At 69.0% G+C, this 25,464-nt stretch carries 21 protein-coding genes; 6 read left to right on the forward strand and 15 right to left on the reverse strand.

Going from position 1 to position 25,464, the window contains the following annotated elements; all coding sequences use genetic code 11:
- Positions 1-15: 15 nt before the first annotated feature.
- The 9 genes from mnhG to RT688_RS09270 form a co-directional block, all read right to left on the reverse strand.
- The gene (gene mnhG / locus RT688_RS09230) at positions 16-417 is read right to left on the reverse strand and encodes a monovalent cation/H(+) antiporter subunit G (protein ID WP_313704579.1); all 402 of its coding nucleotides are present in this window, start codon (positions 415-417) and stop codon (positions 16-18) included.
- A complete protein-coding gene (locus tag RT688_RS09235) occupies positions 414-692 on the reverse strand; it encodes a K+/H+ antiporter subunit F (protein WP_313704580.1) in 279 nt (92 codons plus the stop codon). Before RT688_RS09235 ends, mnhG begins: the two co-directional genes overlap by 4 nt.
- Positions 676-1,194 carry a Na+/H+ antiporter subunit E gene (locus RT688_RS09240; protein ID WP_313704581.1) on the reverse strand — a complete coding sequence of 173 codons (519 nt, stop codon included), beginning with the start codon at positions 1,192-1,194 and terminating at the stop codon, positions 676-678. Before RT688_RS09240 ends, RT688_RS09235 begins: the two co-directional genes overlap by 17 nt.
- Positions 1,191-2,846: a monovalent cation/H+ antiporter subunit D gene (locus RT688_RS09245; protein WP_313704582.1), complete on the reverse strand. Its 1,656-nt coding sequence runs from the start codon at positions 2,844-2,846 to the stop codon at positions 1,191-1,193. Before RT688_RS09245 ends, RT688_RS09240 begins: the two co-directional genes overlap by 4 nt.
- Complete coding sequence (locus RT688_RS09250) at positions 2,843-3,187, reverse strand: Na+/H+ antiporter subunit C (protein ID WP_313704583.1); 345 nt, start codon at positions 3,185-3,187, stop codon at positions 2,843-2,845. Before RT688_RS09250 ends, RT688_RS09245 begins: the two co-directional genes overlap by 4 nt.
- Positions 3,187-6,087 carry a monovalent cation/H+ antiporter subunit A gene (locus tag RT688_RS09255; protein WP_313704584.1) on the reverse strand — a complete coding sequence of 967 codons (2,901 nt, stop codon included), beginning with the start codon at positions 6,085-6,087 and terminating at the stop codon, positions 3,187-3,189. The genes RT688_RS09250 and RT688_RS09255 overlap by 1 nt, the downstream gene beginning before the upstream one ends.
- A 51-nt stretch (positions 6,088-6,138) precedes the next feature.
- Positions 6,139-7,032, reverse strand: coding sequence for a universal stress protein (locus RT688_RS09260; RefSeq protein WP_313704585.1), 894 nt, complete (start codon positions 7,030-7,032; stop codon positions 6,139-6,141).
- A gap of 265 nt (positions 7,033-7,297) precedes the next feature.
- A complete protein-coding gene (locus tag RT688_RS09265; protein WP_313704586.1) occupies positions 7,298-7,657 on the reverse strand; it encodes a DUF1428 domain-containing protein in 360 nt (119 codons plus the stop codon).
- 97 nt (positions 7,658-7,754) lie between these two features.
- Positions 7,755-8,303, reverse strand: coding sequence for a glutathione peroxidase (locus tag RT688_RS09270; protein ID WP_313704587.1), 549 nt, complete (start codon positions 8,301-8,303; stop codon positions 7,755-7,757).
- Between the two features lie 146 nt (positions 8,304-8,449).
- On the opposite strand from RT688_RS09270, the gene RT688_RS09275 reads away from it, so the two are divergent.
- On the forward strand, positions 8,450-10,234 hold the full coding sequence (locus tag RT688_RS09275; protein WP_313704588.1) for an AAA domain-containing protein: 1,785 nt from the start codon (positions 8,450-8,452) through the stop codon (positions 10,232-10,234).
- A 2-nt stretch (positions 10,235-10,236) separates the two neighbouring features.
- Positions 10,237-12,186 (forward strand): UvrD-helicase domain-containing protein, encoded by a 1,950-nt coding sequence (locus RT688_RS09280; protein WP_313704589.1) that lies wholly within the window; start codon positions 10,237-10,239, stop codon positions 12,184-12,186.
- Positions 12,187-12,434: 248 nt separating this feature from the next.
- On the opposite strand, the gene RT688_RS09285 is transcribed toward RT688_RS09280, so the two are convergent.
- Positions 12,435-13,469 (reverse strand): lysozyme inhibitor LprI family protein, encoded by a 1,035-nt coding sequence (locus tag RT688_RS09285; RefSeq protein ID WP_313704590.1) that lies wholly within the window; start codon positions 13,467-13,469, stop codon positions 12,435-12,437.
- Between the two features lie 583 nt (positions 13,470-14,052).
- Between RT688_RS09285 and RT688_RS09290 the strand changes: the two genes are divergently transcribed.
- A complete protein-coding gene (locus RT688_RS09290; protein WP_313704591.1) occupies positions 14,053-15,243 on the forward strand; it encodes an MFS transporter in 1,191 nt (396 codons plus the stop codon).
- A 30-nt stretch (positions 15,244-15,273) separates the two neighbouring features.
- Here the strand turns inward: RT688_RS09290 and RT688_RS09295 are convergent, their stop codons facing one another.
- Together RT688_RS09295 and RT688_RS09300 are read right to left on the reverse strand one after the other, a co-directional pair.
- Positions 15,274-16,104 (reverse strand): AraC family transcriptional regulator, encoded by an 831-nt coding sequence (locus RT688_RS09295; RefSeq protein WP_313704592.1) that lies wholly within the window; start codon positions 16,102-16,104, stop codon positions 15,274-15,276.
- 148 nt (positions 16,105-16,252) lie between these two features.
- The gene (locus RT688_RS09300; protein ID WP_313704593.1) at positions 16,253-18,037 is read right to left on the reverse strand and encodes a sugar-binding domain-containing protein; all 1,785 of its coding nucleotides are present in this window, start codon (positions 18,035-18,037) and stop codon (positions 16,253-16,255) included.
- A gap of 143 nt (positions 18,038-18,180) precedes the next feature.
- Between RT688_RS09300 and RT688_RS09305 the strand changes: the two genes are divergently transcribed.
- The 3 genes from RT688_RS09305 to RT688_RS09315 all read left to right on the forward strand — a co-directional run bounded on the left by RT688_RS09305 (position 18,181) and on the right by RT688_RS09315 (position 20,913).
- Positions 18,181-18,801 (forward strand): DUF4254 domain-containing protein, encoded by a 621-nt coding sequence (locus RT688_RS09305; RefSeq protein ID WP_313704594.1) that lies wholly within the window; start codon positions 18,181-18,183, stop codon positions 18,799-18,801.
- Positions 18,798-19,694, forward strand: coding sequence for a glycosyltransferase family A protein (locus RT688_RS09310; protein ID WP_313704595.1), 897 nt, complete (start codon positions 18,798-18,800; stop codon positions 19,692-19,694). Before RT688_RS09305 ends, RT688_RS09310 begins: the two co-directional genes overlap by 4 nt.
- Before the next feature lie 136 nt (positions 19,695-19,830).
- Complete coding sequence (locus tag RT688_RS09315) at positions 19,831-20,913, forward strand: glycosyltransferase family 9 protein (RefSeq protein WP_313704596.1); 1,083 nt, start codon at positions 19,831-19,833, stop codon at positions 20,911-20,913.
- A 118-nt stretch (positions 20,914-21,031) separates the two neighbouring features.
- Here RT688_RS09315 and RT688_RS09320 read toward each other — a convergent pair whose 3' ends face one another.
- From RT688_RS09320 to RT688_RS09330, 3 genes are all read right to left on the reverse strand, one after another.
- Positions 21,032-22,195, reverse strand: coding sequence for a glycosyltransferase family 9 protein (locus tag RT688_RS09320; protein WP_313704597.1), 1,164 nt, complete (start codon positions 22,193-22,195; stop codon positions 21,032-21,034).
- A gap of 130 nt (positions 22,196-22,325) precedes the next feature.
- Positions 22,326-23,696: a N,N-dimethylformamidase beta subunit family domain-containing protein gene (locus RT688_RS09325; protein ID WP_313704598.1), complete on the reverse strand. Its 1,371-nt coding sequence runs from the start codon at positions 23,694-23,696 to the stop codon at positions 22,326-22,328.
- Entirely contained in the window at positions 23,693-25,405 is a 1,713-nt protein-coding gene (locus tag RT688_RS09330) for a carbamoyltransferase C-terminal domain-containing protein (protein WP_313704599.1), read from the reverse strand. Before RT688_RS09330 ends, RT688_RS09325 begins: the two co-directional genes overlap by 4 nt.
- Positions 25,406-25,464: the final 59 nt, after the last annotated feature.

Below are 25,464 nucleotides of genomic sequence, written 5' to 3' on the forward strand. Positions count from 1 at the left end.
GCGGCCGTGGACAGGCTAGCGCTCGCCCGGCGCCGGGCTGTTCGCTTCTTCCTCGCCGATCGTGTACACCCCGCCGGCGGTCGCCCCGCTTTCCGCCTTGCGTGCACGCAGGTCGCGGTAGACGGCGGCGCGAATGATCAGCATCGAGACCACCGGCGCCGTCATCAGGAGGAAACCGGCGATGATCAATTCATGGATCACGAGCCGCGATTGCGCCACCGTGAAGAACACCATCGACGCGATCAACAAGCAGCCGGCGCCCAGCGTGATCGTGATCGCCGGCCCGTGCATGCGCTGGTAGAAGGTGTGCAGGCGCAACAGGCCCAGGGCGCCGATCAGGACGATGCTGGCGCCCAGGATCAGGAGCAGGGAGACGATCAATGCCGCCCAGCCGGGCAAATCTTCCACGCCGCTCATTCGATGATCTCCCCGCGCATCAGGAACTTGGCGATCGCGACCGTCGACACGAAGCCGATCAGCGCGACCAGCACCGCCACCTCAAAATAGACTTGCGTGCCGAAGCGGATGCCCAGCACCAGGGCCAGCAGCATGCCGGTCATCCACAAGGTGTCGAGCGCCAGTGCGCGGTCGTGGGCCGAGGGGCCGCGCAGCAGGCGCAGGGCGCAGAACACCATCGCCATCAGCACGCACACCAGCGCGTAGCCGACGGATAACTCAAGCAGGGTCGCCACGGGCTGCCTCCGTTTCAAAAATCTCGATCAGGGGTTGTTCATAGCGCGTCTTGATGGTGTCGATCCACCACGCTTCGTCGTGCAGGTCGAACACGTGCAGGGAGAGTTCATAGCGCTCGGGCAGGATCTCGACCCACACCGTGCCCGGTGTCATGTTGATCAGGCAGGACAGCATCGCCAGCCCGTACGGGTCGGTGATCGTCAGCGGAATGCGGATGAACTGCGCATTGACCTGTCTGTAATCGGCGAACAGGATGATGCGCGAGACGTTGAAGCAGGAACGCACGATCTCGACGCCGGCCATGCCCATCAGGCGAATGAAAGTCAGCGGCGCGCGCATGCGTGGGTAGCCGAGCGGCTGCAGGTTGCGCACCAGCAGCGGCACCACGATCCCGAGCAGGGCGCCGAGCAGGAGGTTGGCCGCGTCGGCGGTCTGGTTCAGCAGCAGCCACAGCACGCACAGCGTGAGCGACACCACGGGATGAGGAAGCCAGCGCTTCATGGCGCCTCCCTGGCTGGGCTCGCGCTTGTGCTCGTGCTTGTGCTCGTGGTCGGGCCGGGCAGCGCCGGTTCGGTCAGCACGCGCTCGATATAGGCGGCCGGACGGTGGATGTCGGCGCTGACGCGGTTCAGGAAATCGAACAGCGGGCGCGCCTGCACCGTCATCGCCAGCGACAGCAGCAGCAGGGCCGTGATCGGCGCCACTTCCGACAGGTGCAGGCGCGGCGGCGACACGACCGGCGTGGCCCAGAAGGTGCGCACGCCGAAGCGCAGCATCGAGATGATGGTGATCAGGCCGGAGGTGATGATCAGCGCCATCAGGGTCCAGCCGGCCGCGCCGATGGTGCCGGTGTCCGGATTGAGCAGCGCATGGAACATGCTGAACTTGGCGACGAAGCCCGACAGCGGCGGCAGGCCGGCGATCATCAGGGCGCAGGCGGCAAAGGACACCGACAGGAAGGCCATCGCCGCCGGCACGCCCTTGCCGCGCGGCTCGTTTGGAGAGTCGTCGGTTTCTTCCTCGTCGACGGCCCAGGCTTCCATCGTCAGCGCCAGCACCGCCGAGGCCGGGGTGCGGATGCGGTCGATCAGTTCGATCAGGAGCAGGAAGGCCGATACCGCCAGGGTCGAGCCGAGCAGGTAGTACAGGCCCGCCGTGACGAGCGAGGGCTGGCCGTAGCCGATCACCGCCAGCAGGGTGCCGGACGAGACGATCGCGCTGTAGCCGGCCATGCGCCCGGCGGTGTCGGTCGAGAGCATGCCGGCGGCGCCGAACACGATGGTCGCCAGGCCGCCCCAGAGCAGGGCGTCGAAGCCGAAGCCGGCGACCGGCCCTTCGGAGAACAGCAGCAACCACAGGCGCAGGATGACGTAGGCGCCGACCTTGGTCATCAAGACCAGCATCGCGGCGACCGGCGGCGAGGCGGCGGCATAGGTGGTCGGCAGCCAGAAGCCCAGCGGCCACATCGCGGCCTTGACCAGGAAGGCCAGCACCAGCACCGTCACCCCGAGCTGCAGCAGGCCGCTGCTTTCGACCGGCATGGCGCCGATGCGGGCGGCGAGATCGGCCATGTTCAGGGTGCCGGTGGTGGCGTAGATCAGGGCGGTGCCGAGCAGGAACAGCAGGGCGGCGGCCAGGTTGACGGCGATGTACTGCATGCTGGCGCGCAGGCGCTCGGCGTTGTAGCCGTGCAGGACCAGGCCATAGGAGGCGGCGAGCATGACCTCGAAGAACACGAACAGGTTGAACAGATCGTGCGTCAGGAAGGCGCCGTTGATGCCCATCAGCAGGAACTGGAACAGCGGGTGGAAGTGCACGCCGATCCGGCTCCAGCGCTGCATCGCGTAGTTCAGGGCGGCCAGGGCCAGCACCGCGGTCAGCAACAGCATCAGCGCCGACAGGCGGTCGGCCACCAGCGCGATGCCGAACGGCGCGGCCCAGTTGGCGGCGAGGTAGACGCCAATACCCCCAAGCCAGGCCTGGCTGTCGGTCTGCTGCATCAGGAGCAGGGCCGTGACGAGCTGGCCCAGCACCGAGGCATAGCCGAGCGCGAACTTGAAACGGTGGCGGCCTTGGGTAAACGGCGTCAGCACCGCGCCGCAGATCAGCGGCAGCAGGATCGGCACGATCACCAGGTGTTGCGGCAAACTCATACTTCAGGCTCCTCGCCGTCGACGTGGTCGGTACCGGTCAGGCCGCGCGCGCCGATCATCACCACCAGGTACAGGGCCGTGGTGGCGAAGCCGATCACGATGGCGGTCAGCACCAGCGCCTGCGGCAGCGGATCGGCCAGCGCGAACGGGTCGGGCGTGGTCCCGGGCGGCGTGAACGGCGGCTTGTCGAGCCAGACGCGGCCCATAATGAAAATAAACAGGTTGACGGCATAGGACATCAGCATCAGTCCCGTCAGCACCTGGAAGCTGCGCGGACGCAGCAGCAGCCAGATGCCGGAACCGAAAACGATGCCGATGGCCAGGGCGATGACGACTTCCATCAGGCGATCTCCTTGGTCGGTGGCATGGCGTGGCGGGTCGCGCCCGGCGGCATGCGGTGGCTGCGCAGCGACTGGTGCGCCAGCGCGACCAGGATCAGCATGGTGGTGCCGACCACCACCAGGAATACGCCCAGGTCGAACACGAAGGCGCTCGGCACGTGGATTTCGCCCAGCAGCGGCAAATCCAGGTGCGCGGTGTGGCTGGTCAGGAAGGGGTAGCCGAGCAGCCAGGCGCCGAGGCCGGTGAGGCAGGCGGTCAGCAGCCCGAAGCCGATCCAGCGGTGCGGACGCAGGCGCAGGTGCGATTCGACCCAGTCGGTGCCGGCCACCATGTACTGCACGATCAGGGCGGTGGCGAAGATCAGGCCGGCGACGAAGCCGCCGCCGGGCAGGTTATGGCCGCGCATGAAGAAGTAAACCGCGATCATGCCCATGAAGGGCAGCAGGAAGCGCAGGTAGACCGCCGGCACCATCAGGTAGCCGCTGCGCGCCTGTACCGCCGGCGCCTGGGTCGCGGCGGGGTCGACGTCGCTGGCCTGCTGCACGGGGATGGCCACGCTCTCGGGCGCGGGACGGAAGCGCCGCAGCAGCGCATACACGGTCAGCGCTACCGCCGACAGCACGGTGATCTCGCCCAGGGTGTCGAAGCCGCGGAAGTCGACGAGCAGCACGTTCACCACGTTGGCGCCGCCGCCCTCGGGCAGCGCGCGCAGCAGGTAGAAGTCGCTGATGGTCTTCGGCGGGGTGCTGGCGAGCAGCGCATAGGTGGCCGCCGCCAGGCCCAGGCCGCCGGCCGCGGCGATGATGCCGTCGCGCGCGCGGCGCAGCCAGGTGCTGGGCGGCACGCGCGGCGCCAGTCCCGCCGGCGGCAGGCGCGGCGGCAGCCAGCGCAGGCCGAGCAGGATCAGCACCGTGGTCACGGTTTCCACCATCAATTGGGTCAGCGCGAGATCCGGCGCCGACAGCCACAGGAAGGTCAGGCTGACCACGACGCCGACGCCGCCGGCCAGGACCAGCGCCACCAGCCGGTGGTATTTCGCCTGCCAGGCGGCGCCCACGGCGCAGGCCGCGCCGATCAGCCACAACATGGCGAACAGGATGTCGATGTTCGCCACGCCGGGCATGGCAAAGCGCGGCAGCGGGCGCACCAGCAGCAGGGGGATGGCCACCATCGCGGCCATCAGGACCAGCAGCTGCGGCTGCAGGCGCAGGGTGCCGGTGCGGCGCAGCAGCCAGGCCGAGGCGCCGTACAGCGCCAGCAGGGTGTTTTCGTAGGCCTGGGCGCCCTTCAAGCGGTGCAGCACCGGGACGCGGTCGCGTTCGGCCAGGGCGAAGCGGCGCCGCAGCACGATGTAGAACAGCAGGCCGCCGAGCAGGGCGACGATGCTCATCGCCAGCGGCAAGTTGAAGCCGTGCCAGATGCCGAGGTCGTACTCGGGCATGTTCAGTCCCAGCACCGAGTGCGCGGCAACGGCCAGCACGTCGCCCACCACGAGGTCGGGCATGATGCCGACCGCGATGCACAGCACGACCAGGCATTCGACCGGGAAGCGCATCCAGCGCGGCGGCTCGTGCGGGCGCTGCGGCAGGTCGGTGGCCAGCGGGCCGAAGAAGACGCTGATGAAGCGCAGCGAATAGGCGACGCTGAAGACGCCCATCGCCACCGCGGCATACGACATCCACCAGTCCTCGGTGCCGCCGACGTGGGTGGTCTCGGCGAAGAACATCTCCTTGGACAGGAAGCCGTTCAGCAGCGGCACGCCGGCCATCGCCGCGCTGGCGACGATCGCCAGCGCGGCCGTGTAGGGCATGGCGCGGCGCAGCCCGCGCAGCAGGCGCATGTCGCGGGTACCGGTCTCGTGGTCGACGATGCCGACCGCCATGAACAGCGAGGCCTTGAAGATCGCGTGGTTCATGGTGTGGAACACCGCCGCCACCACCGACAGCGGCGTGCCGATGCTCATCAGGACCGTGATCAGGCCGAGGTGGCTGATGGTCGAATAGGCCAGCAAGCCTTTCATGTCGTGCTGGAAGATCGCGAAGAAGGAACCGATCAGCAGGGTGCAGACGCCGGCGCCGCCCAGCAGCCAGGTCCAGGCCTCGGTGCCGGACAGCGCCGGCCACAGGCGGATCAGCAGGAACACGCCGGCCTTCACCATGGTGGCCGAGTGCAGGTAGGCCGACACCGGGGTCGGCGCGGCCATCGCGTGCGGCAGCCAGAAGTGGAAGGGGAATTGCGCGCTCTTGGTCAGCGCGCCCAGCACCACCAGCACCAGCGCCGTCAGGTACAGGTCGTGGGCGCGGATGCGCTCGCCCGCGGACAGGACCGCGTCGAGGTCGTAGCTGCCGACGATATGGCCGAGCACCAGGGCGCCCGCCAGCAGGCACAGGCCGCCGGTGGTGGTGACCGTGAAGGCCATGCGCGCGCCGCGCCGCGCGTCGTTGCGGCTCTGCCAGTAGCCGATCAGCAGGAAGGAGGCCAGGCTGGTCAATTCCCAGAACACCACCAGCTGGATCAGGTTGCCCGACAGGACCACGCCCAGCATCGCGCCCATGAAGGTGAGCATGTAGGCGAAAAAGCGCGCCACCGGGTCGCGCGGCGACATGTAGTAGCGGGCGTAGAGCAGCACCAGCAGGCCGATGCCGAGCACCATGATGGTGAACACCCAGGCCAGGCCATCCATGCGCAGCACCAGGTCCAGGCCGAAGGCCGGCAGCCATTCGTAGTCGGTGCGCAGGACTTCGTGGGCGGCGACGTCGCCGAAACGGGAGATTGCGAGGGCCAGCGCCAGTGCGGTGGTGGCGGCGGCGGCGGCGAACGGGCGGTTGCGCGAGCCTTCCGGCATGCAGCCGGCGACGAAGGCGCCAATGAAGGGGAGGAGGATCAGGAGTTCGAGCATCGGCGTCACCCGGCCTGGCGCGGCGGGCGCATGCTACGGAACGTGGGGGCGTTATGTGTTCTCATCGGAAGCTTCTGTGCAGACTAATAAGGTATCGCAGTCCAGGCTACGCAACAGTTGCTCGCCCTTGCTACCAATGAATAATCGTAACATGCCAGCCTGGCCATGCAGCCCAAGAACGGCCAGGTCGATCCCGTGCTCGCGCACGTAACGGGCGATCAGGAGCTCCGGTTTACCGGGTGCGCCGTCCACTTTGATGCGTGCGCGTACTTGCGGCGGCAGGCCGCAAGCGTCGAGAAAACGCCCGCCGCGCAGGCCCGGGCCGCCGCCGCCTTCGCCCGCCGGGGCCGCGTCGGCCAGGGCTTCCAGTCCCGCTTCGTGGGCGTGGAAGGCGATCAGCTGGGCGTCGGGAAACAGCCGCGCGGCGGTCGCGAGCGCCAGGCGCGCGGCGGCGGAAAAATCGACCGGCACCAGGATGCGCCGGTACGGCGCGCGGACGCGCTGGCGCACCACCAGCAGCGGACGCCCCAGGCTGCGCGCGAGCCGCTCCACCGTCGATCCGAGGAAGATCTCGCCCAGGGTGTTGACACGGGCCGCGCCGGCGATGACCAGGTCGCTGTCCATGCGCCCGGCCGCCTGGGCGATCGCTTCAGCGACGTCGCCGTCGGCGAAATGCAGGCTGACCGGGAAGCCGCAGCCGTCGAATTCGCGGGCGATATCGCGCCGCGCGTCGAACTCGGCCTCGGCGCTGGCTTCCGGCCCGGCCAGCCATTGCACCACCTCGGCCGGCACTTGCGGACCTTCGCGCACGGTCAGCAGTTCGAGCGCGGCCTGCCACTGCGCCGCGAGCTGCCTGGCGCGCTCGAGCGGACGGTCGCAGCGCGCACTCAGGTCGGTGGCGAGCAGTAATTTCTTTGGCAGTGAGGCATCCAGGCTGTCGTTCACGCAAACCTCCGCAGGACGGTGGAAATCTGCGCCACTGTACTGTTTTTACATGGATTGCAGCAACGCGTTAGCGACGTGAAACGTTTGCCGGCGCGGCTTGTTTTCGTCAGGAAAAACCACTGGAAAGAGACGGGCAGGCCCCGCTTGCCAACAACTGTTTATAAGAGAAAAACAATTGTTGGGAGCGAGCCGCGCGAGCGATGGGAGCCGCCGTGCCGGCGTCCTTGCGGCACCTGGATACGGCGGCCAGTGCGAAAACGCAGGACTACATATCGACCTGCATCTCGAAGCCGCCATAGATCATGCGCTTGCCGTCGAAGGGCATGTTTTCCGGCTTCATGAACTCGGCCATGCGCGGATCCTTCATGACCTTGTCGTTGGCGGCGTCGCGCGCCGCGCGCGAGGGATAGACGATCCAGGAAAAGATGACCACTTCGCCGTCTTCCAGGTTCACGCTCTGCGGGAAGGAAGTCAGTTTGCCGGGCTGGACGTCGTCCGCGACGCATTCGCGGAACTCGGTCGCGCCGTGCTCGCGCCAGATGGCGGCGGCCGTCCTGGCCATGGCCAGGTAGGCATCGAGCTTGTTTTTGGGAACGGGAATCACGAAACCATCGACGTAGGCCATGTGCTTCTCCTTGGATGAGGGAGTTGTTCAGACTTCATCGGACAGCAAAAAATCCTGCCGGCGGCTTCCGGCATGATCGGCGTCGAACGAGCGTGATTCAGCCCAGCGCCGCCTCGATCGCGGCAACCAATGCCGGATCGTCCGGCTTCACGTCCGGCGCGAAGCGGGCGATCACCTTGCCCTCGCGGTCGACCAGGAATTTCTCGAAGTTCCACATCACGTCGGACGGGTTTTTCGGCGTCAAACCGTGCTGGGCCAGCTTGTCGGCGAACTGGCTACCCTCGGCCTGGCGCGCCTGCGGCTGGGCCTGCACCAGTTCGCGGTACAGCGGATGGCGCCCCTCGCGGTTGACCTCGACCTTTTCGAACATCGGGAAGCGCACGCCGTAGTTGCGCTGGCAGAAATCCGCGATCTCGGCCTCGTTGCCCGGTTCCTGGGCGCCGAAGTCGTTGCAGGGGAAGCCCAGCACGACCAGGCCACGGTCCTCGTAGCGCTCGAACAGCTTTTCCAGGCCGGCGTATTGCGGCGTCAGCCCGCATTGCGAGGCGACGTTGACGATCAACATGACCTTGCCGCGGTAGTCGTTCAGCGAGGCGCTCTGGCCTTCGAGGCGGCGCAGGGGGATGTCGTACAGGTTGGCGCTCATGGGTCGGGCTCCCGAAATGGCAAAAACGTCATCCTACATCGTGCCGAAAAACCACGCTGGCGTTGCCGTGCCGTGCGCGCTACCCGCTGCCGCTTGACGGCGCCGGGCCGCCGTCTTATAAGCCTTGCTTCAGACAAACTCCGACCATGCTCCAGCCTCCCGACAAAGCCGCCGCAGCACTTGAGCGCGCACGCCGCCATGCGCGGCTGCTCGACGGCCTGCGCGCGTTCGTGCAGGCCGAGCGCGAGGCGGCCCAGGAAAAGCTGTTCGAGGTCTGGCGCCAGCCGCTGGCCGACCGCCTGAGCAAGGGGCTGAGCCAACGCTTTCTGAAGCTCGAGCCGGGGCCGGAGCAGGGCACGCTGTGGGCCTATGTCGACGACGGCGAATCGCGCTTTCGCGAGGGCGACCTGGTCTGCCTGCACGGCGGCTCGCCGCTGACGTCGATGCTGGCGCGCGAAGCTGCTTTCGAGGCCGAGGACGAGGAACGCTGGCTGCTGCGCGTGCGCCATGCCGGCGCCGTGGTCAAGGCGGCGCAGGGCGCGCCCTGCTATGCCGACCCCGACGACTACGACCTGTCCAGGTACTACGACGAGGTTCTGGACGACATCGGCCAGGCCATTCCGCCGTCGCGCGCCCACCGCTACCTGATGCCGCTGCTCGACGGGCGCATCGACGACGGCTTCGATCCGCGCGACTTCGAGGAAGGCGAAGCCATCGCCCTGGCCGCGGGCCTGAACGCGGCCCAGGCCGAGGCGGTCGGCAAGATCGTCGCCGCCGAGCAGGTGGCCTGCATCCAGGGTCCGCCCGGCACCGGTAAAACGCGCGTGCTGGCGCTGGCGGCGCGAATGCTGGTCGAACGCGGCGAGCGCGTGCTGGTGACGTCGCACACCCACATGGCGATCAACAATGCGCTGAACAAGATCGCGGCGCAGGGCGTCAAGACGGCGAAGATCGGCCGCGCCACCCAGGCGCTCGGGCTGGACGGCGTCACCGTGGCCGACAGTTTCGGCGAGTGGCACGGCCGGCCCGAGGAGGGCTACGTGGTCGGCGCCACGCCCTTCGCCACCTGCACCTATCGCCTGGAGAATTGCGAGTTCGACACCGTCATCTTCGACGAGGCCAGCCAGGTAACCCTGCCGCTGGCGCTGATGGCGATGCGGCGCGGCGCGCGCTTCGTCTTCATCGGCGACCAGAAGCAGCTGCCGCCGGTACTGCTGGCACGCTCGATTCTGGAGGATATCCCCGGCTCGATCTTCGCCAAGCTCACCCTGCACAACGTCGACAGCGTGATGCTGACCGATACCTACCGCCTGAACCGGGAACTGGCCGCCTGGCCGAGTAACTCCTTCTATGGCGGACGCCTGCGCTCGGCCGGGCCGAACCGCGAGCGCAAGCTGGTGCTGGCGGAGCGGCCGGATGCGGACTGTTTCGACGCGGTGCTGCGCGCGCCGGCCAGCGCGGTCTACCTGCCCACGCGCGACCCGAGTGCGCGCAGCCGCAACCCGCAGGAAGCGCAACTGGTGGCCTCGCTGTGCGCGGCGGCGATCGAAGGCGGCCTGGCGCCGCGCGAGATCGGCATCGTCACCCCGTTCCGCGCGCACGGCAGGACGGTGCGCAGGGCCCTGGCCGAACGCCTGGGCTGGCACACGGCGCGCGAGATCGTCGCCGACACCGTCGAGCGCATGCAGGGCCAGGAGCGCGAGCTGGTGATCCTGTCGCTCGCCACCGGTAACCTGCGCTTCCTGGCGGCGATCGCCGGCTTTTTCTTCCAGCCTGAGCGCCTGAACGTGTCGGTCACGCGCGCCATGACCAAGCTGGTCATTCTCGGGCCCGAACTGCCGCCCGATTTCCGCGCCCTCGACCCGGTGCTGGCCGGCTGGCTGGCCTTGTACCGCGGCCTGCTGGCGCAGGCCCAGCGCATCGAGCTGTAACCATGGCCCTGTTCATTCCCGAATGGACGCGCGCGTCCGGCCGCCAATTGCAGCTCAAGCGCGTGCTGAACGCGCTGGACGAGGCGACCGTCGTTCGCAAGCCGCTGGGCGAGCGCCTGGAGGCGCCCGAACTCTTCCTCGAACACGGCGAACGGGGCTGGCTGGCGCTGGCCCTGGTCGAGTCCACGTTCGACGCGCTCGACGCCGGCCAGTTGTTCGCGAGCGAAGCGCGCGCCGCCTTCGAGGCGCAATTGCAGGCCTGGCGCGCCGTGCTGCCGCCGGGCCTGCCGTTATTGGTGCTGCTCTGGGCCTGCGGCGAGGAAGAGGCGCAGGCGCTGGCGCGCCAGCTGGGCGAGCAGCCGATGCTGCGCCTGCTCTCGCGCGAACGCTTCCTCGAACGCGGCGCGCCCGGCCTGGCGGCGCTGCAGCGGCCCGTCGCCGCGGAAGAGGCGGATCTGCTGCGCACGCGCTTCTTTCCCGAGTCGGCGATTCCGCTGCCGGTGGCGCGGCGCCGTTTTAAACGCGATAACGCGGCCAGCCTGCCGGGGCTGTTCCTCGACGCCCAGCAGGAGTGGGCGTCCAAGCTCGACCTGGAGTTGCCCGAAGAGCAGGCGGACACCGCAAACGACTTCGCGGTGCGCCTGGTGAACGGCGTGGCCGGCAGCGGCAAGACCCTGATCGCGCTGAGCCGCGCGCTGCTGCTGGCCGGGCTGTATCCGCGCGAGCGCGTGCTGGTCCTGATCCACAACACGCCGATCGTGGCCGACCTGCGCGAACGCCTGCACCGTGAGCGCGGCAGCCTGCCGGCCAATCTCGAGATCACGACCTATGCGAGCTGGGCGCACCGCCAGTGGCGCCGCCTGTACCGCACGCCGCTGTCGATGCCGGCCGACCCGGCCTACCTGCCGGCGCTGGTGCGCAAGCTGCGCGTGCGCTGGCCGGAACTGAAGTTGAGCGAAGCCCAGCTGATCGAGGAATTCGACTTCCTCAACGAGATGCTGGTTGCGAGCGCGCGCGAATACATGGACACCAGCCGCGCCGGCCGCGGCTTCGCGCTGCGGGCCAAGGAGCGTCTCGAGGTCTGGGACCTGTTCGAGGCGGTGACGGCGGCGCTGCTGGACGCGGGCCTGCGCATGTGGAGCGCGGTGGCGACGCAGATCTGCCGCGCGCCCGAGCACGCGATGCTCGAGCGCTACGAGCACATCCTGGTCGACGAGGCCCAGTTCTTCGCGCCCTCCTGGTTCCACACGGTGAAGCTGGCGCTGCGCGCCCAGGGACGGCTGTTTTTATGCGCCGACCCGAACCAGGGTTTCATGAAGAGCCGCCTCAGCTGGCGCAATGCCGGGCTGGACGTGACCGGGCGCACCAAGAAGCTGCGCCGCTCCTACCGCACCACGCAGGCGATCCTGCATACGGCCGGCACGCTGCTGGCGCGCGCGGTGCAGGCCGACCCCGAGCATTACCTGGAGCCGGACTTCGCCGGCATGGACGCGGGCGCCGCGCCGATCCTGCTGCGCGTCGCCTCGCCGCAGGACGCTGTCGACCGCGCGGTGAACGAGATCGTGGCGCTGGCCGAACGCCACGCGCTGCCGCTGTCGAGTTTTCTCGTCATCTACGGCGGCGACACGCCGAAACTGCTGCTGTACAAGCGCCTGTGCCGCGCCTTCGGTATGCGCCGTGTCTGGTGGCTGAACAAGGACAAGAAGACCCCGCCCGACGGTTACGGCCCGGACTACCTGCGCCTGGCCAACCTGGAAACGGCGACCGGGCTGGAAGGGGCGGTGGTGTTCCTGCTCGGGATGGACGATCTGCTGTTCGAAGGCGGAGAAGAGCGCGAGGCCGACGCGCGCAAGCTCTACATGGCGATGACGCGCGCGAGTCACCGTCTGGTGATGCTGAGCACGGGGGAGTTGCCGTTTGACGCCGGGGCGCTGTTCCGGCTGGAAGAGTGACCTGCTCGCAGGGGGCGAAGGGTGCGTTCGTGCGGGCGTGGGTTGGACGCGGGTGGAGTCGCTCACCTTACCAGGATCGCTGACCCGTAGGGTGGGCGGCTCCATCCGCGGGCGCGCACATTGTTGGTATGTGCGCCGCCCACGCGTTCAACGGACGGATGATCTGCCGCGACGTCTCGACGGATGGCTGAACGCGTGGGCGGCGCACTCGGCGCGTACTCGCACAGTGCCGGGTGGAGCCGTCCACCCTACCGCCCTGCGGCGGCGTTATCGAGCTCCGTCAGCTGCTTCAAACGGCGCGCGGTGAGCAGGGCGCGCCAGCCGGAGCCGGGCACCTGCGGGTAGCGGATCGAGCCGAACAGCTCCATCGCGTCGCGGTAGGCGAGCCAGGCGCGCTGGGTCTTCTCGACCCCGGTCTTGCGGATCGAGCCGAGATAGGAAGCGCTTGCCGGGCGGGTCGCCATGAAGCGGCGGTAGACGGCGTCCATCTTTTCTTCCAGGCTGGCGAATTCCGCTTCCGAATGGCGCGGCACGCGCCCGGCCTCGAAGTCGAGCACGTCGGCGACAAAGCTGTCGAGTTCGGCGGCCTGGGAGTCGATCTGCAGCGAGCGCGCGGCCGGGCTGCCGCTATCGGTCTCGTAGTCGACGCGGTGCTGGGCGAAATAATGCGCCGCCTTGCTCGCCATTTCCAGTCCCAGCTGCTCCTTGGCGTTCCAGGCGCGGGTCAGCGCCGCCAGCTCTCCGCTGCGCGACTTGTCGCGCTGGCGCTCGCGGATCGCGCCGCACTGGCCGCGCATCTCGGCGCTGACGACGTCGTCGCAGACGTCGACCTGGGCGCGGTCCTCGCCGCTGGCGCGGCGCCGCAGGTGCTGCACGCGGCTTTTCATTTCGTTGACCGGGCTCTGGATGCTGCAGGCGTATTTCGTGGCCAGGTCGAAGTGCGGCGTCATGCCGGCCCCGTTCGCATACAACATCATCAACACCCCGGAAGCATTCGCGCGCACCGCGCATTCGCGCACCCGCCGCCAGTCGGCATCGCTGGCTTGCGGCAGGTTGAGGGTGTCGTAGTAGAGCGCGGAAGCATCGCAGCGTCCGGACTCGGCGCGCGCCGGCTGGTGCTGGCGCGGCGGCTTCGCATCGCGCACACGCAGGCACTGGCGGTACCAGTCGGCCGAGCGCAGCACTTCGGGCGGCGCGCCGTAGACATTGGGATAGGGCGCCGCGGCGGCCGCCTCCGCGGCCAGGAGCAAGGCCAGCAGCAATGGCCGGATCGCATGGGACATCGCGTTCTCCTAAAAAGTTTCCGTTCGGAAGCTTTAACGCTACCGCGAGCGCGCCGACTAGGTGGTGACGTGGCGCAAGCGACGCCGGCCTGGGTGCGATGGACCAGGCCGGCGCTCCCGCCGACGCATCTGCTGCTGTGCAGCAAACGAAGCTGCGCACGCGCCTTCCCCTGCGTTGAATGCCTCGGCAAACAAGCATCGTGGCATGTATTGCGCAAGCGTCCGTAACAGTCTTTTACACCTATTTCCCAAAAAATAGATTGTCTGCATGCAAGAGAAATAAGACCTCGTATAGCCCTGTTAACAGTTGATTTTTCGACTGTGAACACGACGCAACGTGCGTAAATTTTTTCCGCGTGGAAAATGAAAAATCCCGGTGAGATGCGTAAAATTGCCTCCCATCAGCTTCCTGACGCCAACTTATTTTTCGGTTGGCGTTTGTTTTTTCTGCCCTTGTTGGCAGTCGGTTACGAACGGTAGAGCGGTAAAAAAAAATTCTTCCGGTCGGAAACTTTTCTAGCGAGAACGAACTCTTAGGACATTACCTGTCGCAGACAGGCTCTTACAAATAGATTCATACCAAATGCAAACCACTGCTCCAGCTGTTACCGCTCCGATCACCGCTACTGCCGCCGTCTCGCGCCGCAGCAAAGTTTTCGCGCAAGTACAACAACTTTCGCTGCCGGTGATGTTCACCCTGTTCGGCGTGATCATGGGCTCGTGGGCCGGCCGTATTCCGGCCATGGCCGCGCGCCTGGACATTTCCCATTCGGCCCTGTCGATGGTGCTGCTGTGCGGCGGCGTCGGCGCCTTGCTGTCGTTTCCCGTCTCGTCCTTCCTGATGAGCCGTTGCGGCGCCCGCAAGACCATGCTGTACTCGGGCCTGGCCCTGCTGGCCGTGCTGGTCTCGATCGGCATCGCCCCGACCGTCCCGTCCGTGATGGTCGCCGTGCTGATGCTCGGCATTACCGCCAGCACCTACGATGTCGCCATGAACGCCGCCGCGAGCAAGCGCGAGAAGGCCACCGGCAAGTCGGAAATGTCGCTGCTGCACGGCCTGGCCTGCGCTGGCGGCCTGGCCGGCGCCACCCTGGGTAGCGTCATGGCCGGCATGAAAGTCGCTCCGGCGATTCACTTCATGATGGTGGCCGGTCCCCTGGCCGCGATCCTGTGGGCGGCGTCGCAGGTCCTGGACATCTCGGACGAGGCCGAAAAGGTCGAGAAGAAGAAGTTCGCCCTGCCGCGCGGTCCGCTGGCACTGCTGGGTCTGCTGGGCTTCCTGGGTTCGATGTCGGAAGGTTCGATCGCCGACTGGAGCGGCGTGTTCCTGAAAGAGCACTTCAATGCCACCGACGGCCTGGCGCCGCTGGCCCTGTCCTGCTTCTCGGTCATGATGCTGCTGTCGCGCCTGGTCGGCGACAAGTTGAAGATCCGCTTCGGCGCCCAGCGCCTGGTGACCATCGGCGCCGTCGTTTCCGCCATGGGCCTGTTCTTCGCGGTGCTGGCGCCGAGCGCCCACGCCGCACTGGGCGGCTTCGCGGTCGCCGGCCTGGGCCTGTCGCTGCTGTTCCCGTTCGTGTTCAGCGCCGCCGGCGCCCAGGGCCCGATCGCCCTGGCAGGCGTGGCCAGCATGGCCTACAGCGGCACCCTGATGGGTCCGCCGGTGATCGGCGCCATCGCCAGTCACGTCGGCATGCAGATGGCCATCGGCTACGTCGGCATCCTGTCGATCGTGATCGCGCTGGTTGCCAGCCGCACCAAGCTGCTCAAATAATCTCGCACGCTCGTTCATCAATGGCGCCGGTCACTCGACCGGCGCCGCTTCCTTGAGCCACTGCCGTGGCGACATCCCCACCATCGTCGTGAACGCCCGCGTGAATGCGGGCGCGCTCGTATAGCCGGCCTCGGCGCTCACCACTTTCACCGGCAAGCCCTTGCGCAGCAGGTTCTGCGCCAGCCCGATGCGCCAGCGCGTCAGGTATTCGCCGGGCGGCATGCCGACCACGTTGCGGAAGTGCTCGGTGAAACGGGCGCGCGACATGCAGGCCAGGCGCGCCAGCGACTCCAGCTGCCAGGGTTCCTGCGGCCGCTCGTGGATCGCGGCCAGGGCCAGCGACAACTGGCGGTCGGCCAGGCCCGCCAGCAGGCCCACCGAGAGGTCTCCCTGCTCGAATTCGCGGCGCAGCATCTGGATCATCAGCACGTCGCACAGGCGGTCGAGGATCACGTCGCGCCCCTGGTTCGGGCTGGACGCTTCCGTGAACAGCAGGTCGAGCGTCTGGCGCAGGGCGTCCATGCCGGCCAGCGGCTGGTACAGGCATTCGGGCAGGGCGCGCGCCAGCGGATTGGCGCCGCCGTCCTCGAAGCGGATGTGGGCGCACAGCAGGGTGGCGCTGGCGCCGTCCGGGACTTCCAGCGTGTGGGCGCTGCCGCGCGGGTAGAACACCATGGCCGGCTCGTCCACGCGTAGCGGCGCGGCGCCGTCGCGCCGGAAGATCACGGGTCCGGCGCGCACCAGGTGCAGTTGTCCGGAGGTGTCGTCGTGGGGGAAGGCGTTGGCGTCGCAGTAGACGCCATTGAAAAATACCTGCGCGCGAAACGAATAGCGGCCGACCAGCGAGGAGATCTTGTCCATAAGCTCCAATTTGACGATTTTGCTGGTCTATTCTGGACGATCTGCAAAGTTTTGAGAAGCGAATCGTGCGCTTTGTGCGAAAAAGTGCGCGCCGCGGCCTGCTGTTGCGGCCGTGGCACGGAAGATTCGCGTTTTTTGACGACGCCCGCTAGGCCTGCGGCCACAGGCTGCGGTGCAGGTCGGCCACCTGTTCCGGCGGCAGGCGCGGCACGCGCGCCGTCGTGAGCAGGCCGTTCTGCTCGTGCTCGACGTCGGTCAGCTGGGTGTAGCACAGCCCGGCCAGGAAGGGCAGCGAGGCCAGGCCCTGCATCAGCGTGCGGTAGCGCTGCGCCAGCTCGTCCTCGTTGTGCACGTTGCCGTAGTGGTCGTACAGGCGGTCGCGGCGGCGTTCCGGTCCCTCCGGCACCAGCAGGTAGCCGCCGACTTCGGAAAACACGATCGGCTGGCCGCGGTACTGGGCACCGGCCAGGAACAGTTCGCGCGCCTTGTGCCAGCCCGTTTCCGGCGGCAGCCCGGTGAGCAGGGTGCTGGCGTAACGCTCGAGCAGCTTCTCGACCGGGTGCGAGTAATCGTGGATGGTGCAGATGTCGGTGACGTCGGTGTGCTGCCAGCCGTCGTTGTCGATCACCGGGCGCGTCGGGTCGGCCAGCCGCGTGCGCGCCACCATCCGCTCGAGGAAATCGTGCTGGTGCGGGTGGCGCGTCAGTTCGGGGAAGCCGAAGCTCTCGACCACCGGCACCCAGGCCACGATCGCGGGGTGGTTGGCGTCGCGCACGACGGCGCGCAGCCATTCGAGCTCGAGCCGCTCTTCCGACTCCTCGGACCAGGAGCGCGCGTTCGGCATCTCTTCCCATACCATCAGGCCCAGCACGTCGCACCAGTAGAGCCAGCGTTCGTGCTCGATCTTCTGGTGCTTGCGCACGCCGTTGAAGCCGAAGCGCTTGGCCCATTCGACGTCCGCGCGCAGCGCCTCGTCCGACGGCGCGGCGAGCAGGGTGTCGGGCCAGTAGCCCTGGTCGAGCGCCATCAGGAGGAAGGTGCGCTTGCCGTTCAGGTGGAAGAAGCCGTCCTTCAGCTCGATCGAGCGCAGGCCGGTATAGGCCTCGACGCCGTCGATCGGCTGGCCGCGGTGCAGCAGGCGCACGCGCAGCTTGTACAGGTGCGGCGAGTCCGGGGACCAGGCCTGTGGATCGGGCACCTGGACACGCAGGTCGAGGCTGGCGCCGCGGCTGCCCGCGCGCGCCTGGGCGCAGACAGTGTCGGAATCGAGCCCGTCCAGCACGTCGAGCTCGGCTTCCCAGTCGCTGGCCGGGCCGTGCAGGTGCACTGTCAGCGCCAGCCTGCCGTCCGGGTGCGATTCCGTGATGCGCAGGTGGTCGATGCGCAGCGCCGGCACCGGTTCGAGCCAGACGTTTTGCCAGATGCCGCTGGTGCAGTAGTAGTAGATCCGCACCGGCGTGCCCGAGGACGACTGCTTGCCGCGCGGCTGGTAGGGGTCCTGGCGGTCCTCGACGCGCACCGTGATGCGGTTGGCGCCGCTTTTCAGGTAGGGCGCGATGTCGAACGAGAAGGGCACGTGGCCGCCGCGGTTGCGGCCGGCGACGCGGCCGTTGATCCAGACGTCGGCGCGGTAGTCGACCGCGCCGAAGTGCAGCAGCAGGGAGCCGTAGTCCCAGCCGGCGGGCACCTCGAAGCTGCGGCTGTACCACATGACCTCGTGGATGTCGCGGCTGCCGATGCCGGAGGCGTTCGATTGGTAGGGGAAGGGCGTCAGGATCCGCTGGGGCAGTGCGCGTCCGTCGAACCAGCGCTCGGCCATGCCGGCGTTGGCGTCGTCGAAAGCGAACTCCCACCAGCCGTCGAGACTTGCCCACTGCTGGCGCACCATCTGCGGGCGCGGATGATGGGCACGGGGGTCTTCGAAAGTGCGCATGATAGGGGTACGACCATGATGGGGGAAGGGGACTGCAGATTGGTTTGCGCTCGCTTAAAGTACACTCCAACGCCGCAGAACTTTCAAGTCCCCCTCCGTCTCCAAGGATGAGCCGAGCAAGGGCTCGGGAGACGGAGGCGGCGATGGCACACAGGCTCGATGTACCCTCGATCATCGAATATCATGACGCTATCTTGCGCCTGCCCACGGGAGGACGCGGGGTTCCTGTCGCGGTGGACGGCGCCTGGCCCGCGATCGCGGCGAACCACGAATTTAATGTGCTGCTGTGGCGAGAAGAAGACAAGGCCCGCCGGCGCGATGTTCCCGCCACCGAGATCGCCGCCAACAAGCGCCACATCGACCGCTACAACCAGCAGCGCAACGACGCCGTTGAAGCCATCGACGAAGCCATCCTGGCGGCCCTGGCCGCGGTGGCGCCGGCGGCCGACGCCTGGCTGTCGAGCGAAACCGCCGGCGCCATGATCGACCGCCTGTCGATCCTCGCGCTGAAGGTCCACCACATGGATGCCCAGACCCGGCGCCTGGACGCCGGCGGCGCCCACGTCCAGGCCTGCGCCACCCGCCTGCAGCGCCTGCGGCAGCAGCGCGCCGACCTCGGCGGCTGCCTCGAGCGCCTGCTGGTGGAAGCCCGTGCCGGGCGCGCCTACTTCAAGGTCTACCGCCAGTACAAGATGTACAACGACCCGGCGCTCAACCCCTGGCTGTACGGCCAGGGCCAGGGCGCCGGACGGACCGCCCCATGAGCGCTGCGGACGAGCCCGTTGTCGACGTGCTGGTGCCCACCTGCGACCGGCCGGCGGCGCTGGCCGTCACCCTGGGCGCGCTCGCGGCATCGAGCGGGCCGCGGCTGCGCATCGTCGTCTCCGACCAGTCCGAAGCGGCCCCGGCCTGCGAAGCGCCGGAGGTGCGGGCGGTGCTGCGCTACCTGCGCGCGCGCGGCGTCGACGTCACCGTCAGCCGCCACCTGCCGCGGCGCGGCATGGCCGAGCAGCGCGCCTTCCTGCTGGCGCAGGCGCGCGCCCCCTGGTGCCTGTTCCTCGACGACGACGTCATCGTCGAACCGGACCTCGTCGCGCGGCTGCATGCGGCGATCGTCGAGCAGGGCTGCGGCTTCGTCGGCAGCGCGGTGCACGGCCTGAGCTACCTGGGCCAGTGGCGTCCCGCCCAGGAGCGGATCGACTTCTGGGAAGGGCCGGTACGACCCGAGATGGTGCGGCCGGGCATGCCGGCCTGGGCGCGGCACCACCTGCACAGCGCCGCCAACCTCTATCACGTGCAGTCGCGCCTGCGGGACGGACGCACCCGCCTGTACCGGGTGGCCTGGATCGGCGGCTGCGTGCTGTTCGATACCGCCAAGCTGCGCGCGGCGGGCGGCTTCGACTTCTGGCGCCAGCTGCCGGACGCGCACTGCGGCGAGGACGTGCTGGCCCAGCTGCGCGTGATGGAGCGCTACGGCGGCTGCGGCATCCTGCCCTCGGGCGCCTACCACATGGAGCTGCCGACCACGGTCGACAGGCGCGAGGTGGATGCGCCCTACGTCCTGCTCGGGTCGGAGAGGGAGGCGCAGGCCGAGCGCGATGCCGGGGAGGGGCGTGGCCTGCGCGCCATGGGCGAGGCCGGGAAGGGACGAAGATGAGCCCGCGTGCCCGCTTTCCCGCGGCGCGCTTCCGTACCGTTCGACTGCCCGGCCGCCGGCCCGCGACACCCGCCGCGCCTGCCGCGGCAGGCACGCGGCCGGGAGCGCCGCGCGCATGTGCCGGATCGCGCCGGCGATGACGCCGAGCCCCTACGCCACGCTGCCCGGGGTGCGCAAGATCGCCGTCCTGCGGCCGAATGCGGTGGGCGACTTCGTGTTCGCCCTGCCGGCGCTGCATGCGCTGCGCACCGCCTATCCCGAGGCCGAGCTGGTGCTGCTGGGGCGCGGCTGGCATGCCGCCTTCCTCGCCGGACGGCCCGGTCCGGTCGACCGCGTGGTGGTGGTGCCGCCGCTGCCCGGCATCGGACTTCCGGCCGACGCGCCCGGTGAACCCTTGGCAGGTTTCGTCGGCGCGATGCGCGGCGAAGGTTTCGACATCGCCTGCCAGATGTATGGCGGCGGCAGGTATGCGAACCCCCTGGTCGCGGCTTTCGGTGCACGCCTGGCGGTCGGCGCGCGCGCCGCGGGCGCGCCCGCGCTCGAACGCTGGGTACGCTACGCGGAACCGGCGAACCGCCGCCTTGCCCTGCTCGAGGTCGCCGCCCTGGCCGGGGCGAATACCTTCTCGTTGGTCGACGCCTCCGGCACCGAATTGGCGCTGACCGAGGCCGACCGCCATGCGGCCGAGGTGGTGCTGCCGGCGGCACCGGGCGAACGCCTGGTCGTGCTGCAGCCGGGCTCGACCGATCCACGCCGCCGTTGGCCGGCGCGCAGTTTCGCCCAGGTCGGCGACGCGCTGGCGCGCCTGGGCGCTCGCGTGGTCGTGAACGGCAGCGCGGACGAGGCGCCGCTGGCGGGCGCGGTGCTGGCAGCGATGGAAGCGCCGGCGCTCGACTTGTCAGGCCGGCTGGGCCTGGGCGGTTTGTGCGGACTGCTGGCGCGCGCCGCGCTCGTGGTGTCGAACGACACCGGGCCGCTGCACCTGGCGCTGGCGCTGGGCCGGCCCTGCGTCGGCGTGTTCTGGCTGACCAACCTGATCGATGGCGCACCGCTGCGCCAGGGACTGCTGCGTCCGGCGCTGGCGCTGCGGGTCGACTGCCCGGTGTGCGGCATGCCGAACCTGCGCAGCCGCTGCGCGCACGACGCCAGTTTCGTCGCCGAGGTGGCGGCGGAAGAGGTCGTCGCGCTGGCCACGGCGGCGCTGCGCGATGCCGTATAAGGCAGCGCATGGCGAATCGTCATCCCTGGCAAGGGGCTGCCTGGGGAGGCGCTGCGCACCTGGAGACAAGCGCAGGCGCCTCCGAGGCTCGCCATCCGGTCGAGCGGGAAGCGCGCCGCTACCAGTACGGCCACAGCCCCGCCGTGCGCTGCCGGCTGGGATCGGTGCCGGCGAGCAGGGCGCGCGCGTGCTGGAGCACGGCGGTCGAGCGCTGGGCATCCGGGTCCCAGATGCAGCGGTGGTTGTCGCGGTCGAGCGGCGCCCAGCGCGCGATGTCGGCCTTGCTGAAGATGACCACGCTTTTCACGCGCAAGCCGGCGGCGACGTGCGAGACGCCGGTATCGTTGCAGACCAGCAGGCGGGCGTTTTTCATGAGAGCGACCATGGCGCCGATCGAGATCGGCGCCGCCGCATTGATCGCGCGCGCCTGCATGTGCCCCGCCACCTCGGCGGCCAGGCCCGCTTCGTCGGCCGAACCGGTCAGCACCACGTCGACGCCGAACTCGGCCGCCAGGTGGTCCGCCACCTCGGCAAACTTGCGCGGCGGCCAGCATTTGTCGCGTGTCCGCGCGCCGGGATGCACGCAGATATAGTTGCCCGGTTTAATGCTGGCGGCGACGCCGCTCGCTTCCAGTTCCTGCCGGTCTTCGTGGGCAAGCGGGAATTCGAGATAGTCGCCCACCGCGCTGGCGCCGAGGCGTTCGACCAGGCTGAGCAGCCGGCCTGATTCGGCGCCGATCTCGGGGTAGGGAAACAGCACCGTGCGCCCGGTGGCGACCGGCTCGCCCTGGCAATGCCCGGCCATCGCGTAGGCGCCGAATCCGGCGACGATCTCGTTGGTGATCCCGCCATTGCCGTGCAGTTGCAGCGCCAGCGTGAACTTGCGGGCGCACATGTCGGCATAGAAGGGCGTCAATTCCGCCTGCCGCACCGGCTGCTCCGGCAGCAGGGGATGGCCGGGAAAGTCGACGAAGTCGTCGATGTAGCTGCGAAAGCGCCTGGCGAACTGGCTGGCCCAGGGTAGCCCGGCCAGGGTGATGCGGGCCTTGGGAAGCGCGGTGCGCAGGGCGCGCAGGGCGGGCACCGCGCACAGCATGTCGCCCAGCTGCAGGGCGCGGAAGACGACGACGGATTCGATGTCGAGCCGGTGTAGAAGCGGACGGTGGTACACGGTTTCCTCCATCAGGTCGAACTGCTTCGGTACGGCATTGCTCTGCGGCCGCGCCTGGCGACCGGATGCGGCCTTGCTTGTCGCGCCGTCAGCAAGCATCTGGCTCGCCATGGGCGGCTTCGCTTGTTGCCTGCGCTTTTCATGCCTCGCGGACGCGCATGTCGCAGACGCGCATGTCGCAGACGCGCACGTCGCCTACGCGCACGTCGTGCTCAGTTGCTCTACCTGCCGAGCCTGCTTCCTAGTGCAGCAGCCGGTCGAGCACGTTGCGGGTGATACGCTCGACCCGGCGGTCGCGTCCGTCGGCGAGCACGTGCGCCCAGTCGGTCGTGCCGGCCGAGAACACGGTGCCGCCGCGTTCGTACACGCCGATGGTGGCCGCGTGCATGCCTTCTCCGGCAAGGTGGCGCTCGCGCGGCGGCAGTTCCTGCCAGCGCCGGTCGAGCGGGCAGGCCGCCAGCAGCTGGTAGCTGTCCGGGGTGCCGCACTCGTCGGCCCAGGCCGACAGCGTGGCGCGGCCGCTGTCGCGGTCGAAGGCGTCGAGCCGCGCGCCGTCGCATTCGTAGCCGGCCAGCGGTGGCCAGGTGTCGGCGCCGAAGGCCTCGCCGCGCCGCAGGCCGGTGCCGGCGAATACCCAGTGGTCGGGCTGCTGGACGACGAAGCCGGTCGTCCGGCGTGCGCCGTCCCACCAGCCGCCGCCGTGGCGGTAGCTGGCACCGCTCAAGCGGTCCTCGGGGCGGCCGGCGCCGCTGGCGGGCCACCAGTGATCGAACGCGCCACGCGCGCTGCCCTGGTGGCAGACCAGGGCCGTGCCCTGCTCGACCAGGTGCACGCGCCACCAGCACAGGTTGGCGGCGAAGAAGGCGACGTTGCCGCCGCCCGCGATGAAATCCTCGACGGCGTCGCGCGTCGGCGCGGTCCAGTATTCGTCGTGGCCGACCGACACCAGCAGCCGGTAGCGCAGCAGCAGCTCCGGATCGTCGTGGATGTCGAGGTCGGTGCAGAAATCGGGCGCATAGCCCTGGCGCGCCAGCCAGCGGATGAAGCGCGCGTCCCAGTGCGCGAAGGTCTGGCGCGCCGAGGCCGCGTCGTAATGGTCGGGCGCGCCCCAGGTCGGCCCGCCGATGCCGCCGCCGGGGCGCCGCAGCGAGACGCGGGCGCCGGGCGGATCGCTCGACGGCGGCGGCTGGTCGTAATAGCAGCCGCCGCCGCTGTGGTTGTAAGCGTGGTAGGTGGCCAGCGGCAGTTTATACAGCATGCCGAGTCCCGGCCGATGCATCTTGCGCCCGCCACGCACCACGAACAGCGCCGCGCCCCGGTCGAGCGCCAGCGATGGCGCCTGCCTGCCCTCGGCTTCCTCGAAATGGGCGATGTACACCGCCGAGGGCCAGTGCGCCGGCACCGGGAATTCGTAGGCGGGCCAGCGCCAGTCGTCGCCGGCGCCGCGCTCGGGCGCACGCTCGCCTGGCAGCCAGGCGGAACTGTGCATGGCCTGGAAACCGTCGCGCCACAGATAGAAATGCACGCGGAAGCGGCGGCTGTCGGTGGCCACGTGCAGCACCAGCCGCTCGCCCGGTTGCACGCTGGCGCGCGCCGGATACGCGCGGATCATTCCGGCAGCTCCGGTTCGACGCGCTTGCGCACCAGGTAGGGCGGCATCGCCAGCGCATGCAGCGGCAGGCGGCGGAAGGTGGCGAGCGCCTGGGCCGGGGTTTCGACGATCGGCTCGTCCTTGCCGTTGAACGAGGTGTTCAGCAGCACCGGCACGCCGGTGCGCTCGGCAAAGCCGGCCAGGAGCGCGCGCAGCAGCGGGTCGCCGTCGCGGCCCACGGTCTGCAGGCGGGCGGTGCCGTCCACGTGGGTGATCGCCGGCACGGTGCGGGCGCGCTCGGGCCGCACGGGCGCCGCGTACTGCATGAAGGGCGAGGCGCCGGGCACGTCGAAATAGTCGTGGGCATGTTCTTCCAGCACCACCGGCGCCAGCGGGCGAAACCACTCCCTTTCCTTGACGCGCGCGTTGATCCAGTCGCGCACGTAGCCGCGCCGCGGGTCGCCCAGGATGCTGCGGTGCCCCAGCGCGCGCGGTCCGAATTCGCTGCGTCCCTGGTACAGCGCCACCACCTTGCGCGCGCACAGCAGGTCGAGCATGCGCGCGCACAGGGCGTCGCGGCCGTTCGGACGCTCGACCACCAGGTCGGCGGCGTCGGCCACGGCCTGCGCCACCGCCTCGTCGATGGCGGCCGGCAACGGCGCCGGGCCGAGGTAGTCGTGGCGCCAGCGGTAGTCGCAGCCCTGGCCGGCCAGTTCGATCAGGCCGTACACGGCGCAGCCGAGCGCGGTGCCGGCGTCGCTTGGCGCCGGCGGGATGAAGACGCGCCGGAACGGCGTCTCGCGCAGCAGGCGCTCGTTGGCCGAGCAGTTCAGCGCGGTGCCGCCGGCGAAGCACAGGTCATCCATGCCGGTGGCGGCGTGCAGCCAGCGCGCCACCGCCAGCAGCGCATCCTCGAAGGCGCGCTGGCCGGCCGCCGCCAGGTTGGCGCAGTCGGAAAAGCGCACCTCGGGCGCGCCGTAGCGAAAGCGCCCGCGCTCGGCCAGCAGCACGCGCCAGGCCGGCGGGATCGCGACCCGGCAGCCCTCGACCTCGAGCGGCGGCAGCGCCAGCACGCGCGCGTCGCCGTGCGGCGCCAGGCCCATCACCTTGCCCTCGTTGCCTTCGCCGGGGAAGAGCGCCTGCGTCAGCAGGAAATAGAACATGCCCAGGCCGACGAGGCGGGTGTCGTCGCGGTCCCACAGCTGCTTGCCGATGCAGGTGATGCGTTCGCGGTTGGCGACGTAGAACGAGGACACTTCGCGCCAGTCGCCCGGCACACCGGCCGCGCCAACCCAGTGTTCGGTGAAGTCGGCCACCGGACTGCCCTGGCCGTCGACGATCATGACCGCCGCTTCGCGAAACGGCGACGGGTGGAATACGCTGTACAGGTGGGCCAGGTGGTGCGAGATGCGCGCGCGGCGGCAGCCAGGCGCCAGCACCAGGGTGTCGGCCAGCTCGGCCTCGTAGCTGGCCAGGGCCGCGATCTCGGCGTCCGACGAGTAGCACTCGACCAGCACCTCGACCGGGCGCTCGAGGCCGGGCAGGGCGGGGCGATAATGCTGGCGCAGGTCGCCGGGCTTGCCCCAGTGGTGCTTGTGGCGGGTGAGCCTTTCCTTCTGGATCGCCCATGCCAGCTGGGAGCCGTGCATCAGGCAGATGCTGGCGTCCTGGGTACGGTTAATGCCGAGCACGGCCGGGCCGAGCGTGGTAGAGGCGGAGGCATCGTTCATCGTCTTCTCCTGTATTTTTGCAGGGCTTTCTTTTGTAGCGATGGGGCGATCCAGCCCTA

This window comes from Massilia sp., from assembly GCF_032106685.1.
In the GTDB taxonomy this organism is placed as follows: domain Bacteria; phylum Pseudomonadota; class Gammaproteobacteria; order Burkholderiales; family Burkholderiaceae_D; genus Telluria.

What these genes read in the sequence shown, in the direction of transcription:
- mnhG (WP_313704579.1), bottom strand. Translation starts at nt 417, where the DNA reads ATGAGCGGCGTGGAAGATTTGCCCGGCTGGGCGGCATTGATCGTCTCC.
- RT688_RS09240 (WP_313704581.1), bottom strand. Translation starts at nt 1,194, where the DNA reads ATGAAGCGCTGGCTTCCTCATCCCGTGGTGTCGCTCACGCTGTGCGTG.
- RT688_RS09245 (WP_313704582.1), bottom strand. Translation starts at nt 2,846, where the DNA reads ATGAGTTTGCCGCAACACCTGGTGATCGTGCCGATCCTGCTGCCGCTG.
- RT688_RS09250 (WP_313704583.1), bottom strand. Translation starts at nt 3,187, where the DNA reads ATGGAAGTCGTCATCGCCCTGGCCATCGGCATCGTTTTCGGTTCCGGC.
- RT688_RS09255 (WP_313704584.1), bottom strand. Translation starts at nt 6,087, where the DNA reads ATGCTCGAACTCCTGATCCTCCTCCCCTTCATTGGCGCCTTCGTCGCC.
- RT688_RS09265 (WP_313704586.1), bottom strand. Translation starts at nt 7,657, where the DNA reads ATGGCCTACGTCGATGGTTTCGTGATTCCCGTTCCCAAAAACAAGCTC.
- RT688_RS09270 (WP_313704587.1), bottom strand. Translation starts at nt 8,303, where the DNA reads ATGAGCGCCAACCTGTACGACATCCCCCTGCGCCGCCTCGAAGGCCAG.
- RT688_RS09275 (WP_313704588.1), top strand. Translation starts at nt 8,450, where the DNA reads ATGCTCCAGCCTCCCGACAAAGCCGCCGCAGCACTTGAGCGCGCACGC.
- RT688_RS09280 (WP_313704589.1), top strand. Translation starts at nt 10,237, where the DNA reads ATGGCCCTGTTCATTCCCGAATGGACGCGCGCGTCCGGCCGCCAATTG.
- RT688_RS09285 (WP_313704590.1), bottom strand. Translation starts at nt 13,469, where the DNA reads ATGTCCCATGCGATCCGGCCATTGCTGCTGGCCTTGCTCCTGGCCGCG.
- RT688_RS09290 (WP_313704591.1), top strand. Translation starts at nt 14,053, where the DNA reads ATGCAAACCACTGCTCCAGCTGTTACCGCTCCGATCACCGCTACTGCC.
- RT688_RS09295 (WP_313704592.1), bottom strand. Translation starts at nt 16,104, where the DNA reads ATGGACAAGATCTCCTCGCTGGTCGGCCGCTATTCGTTTCGCGCGCAG.
- RT688_RS09300 (WP_313704593.1), bottom strand. Translation starts at nt 18,037, where the DNA reads ATGCGCACTTTCGAAGACCCCCGTGCCCATCATCCGCGCCCGCAGATG.
- RT688_RS09305 (WP_313704594.1), top strand. Translation starts at nt 18,181, where the DNA reads ATGGCACACAGGCTCGATGTACCCTCGATCATCGAATATCATGACGCT.
- RT688_RS09310 (WP_313704595.1), top strand. Translation starts at nt 18,798, where the DNA reads ATGAGCGCTGCGGACGAGCCCGTTGTCGACGTGCTGGTGCCCACCTGC.
- RT688_RS09315 (WP_313704596.1), top strand. Translation starts at nt 19,831, where the DNA reads ATGACGCCGAGCCCCTACGCCACGCTGCCCGGGGTGCGCAAGATCGCC.
- RT688_RS09320 (WP_313704597.1), bottom strand. Translation starts at nt 22,195, where the DNA reads ATGGCGAGCCAGATGCTTGCTGACGGCGCGACAAGCAAGGCCGCATCC.
- RT688_RS09325 (WP_313704598.1), bottom strand. Translation starts at nt 23,696, where the DNA reads ATGATCCGCGCGTATCCGGCGCGCGCCAGCGTGCAACCGGGCGAGCGG.
- RT688_RS09330 (WP_313704599.1), bottom strand. Translation starts at nt 25,405, where the DNA reads ATGAACGATGCCTCCGCCTCTACCACGCTCGGCCCGGCCGTGCTCGGC.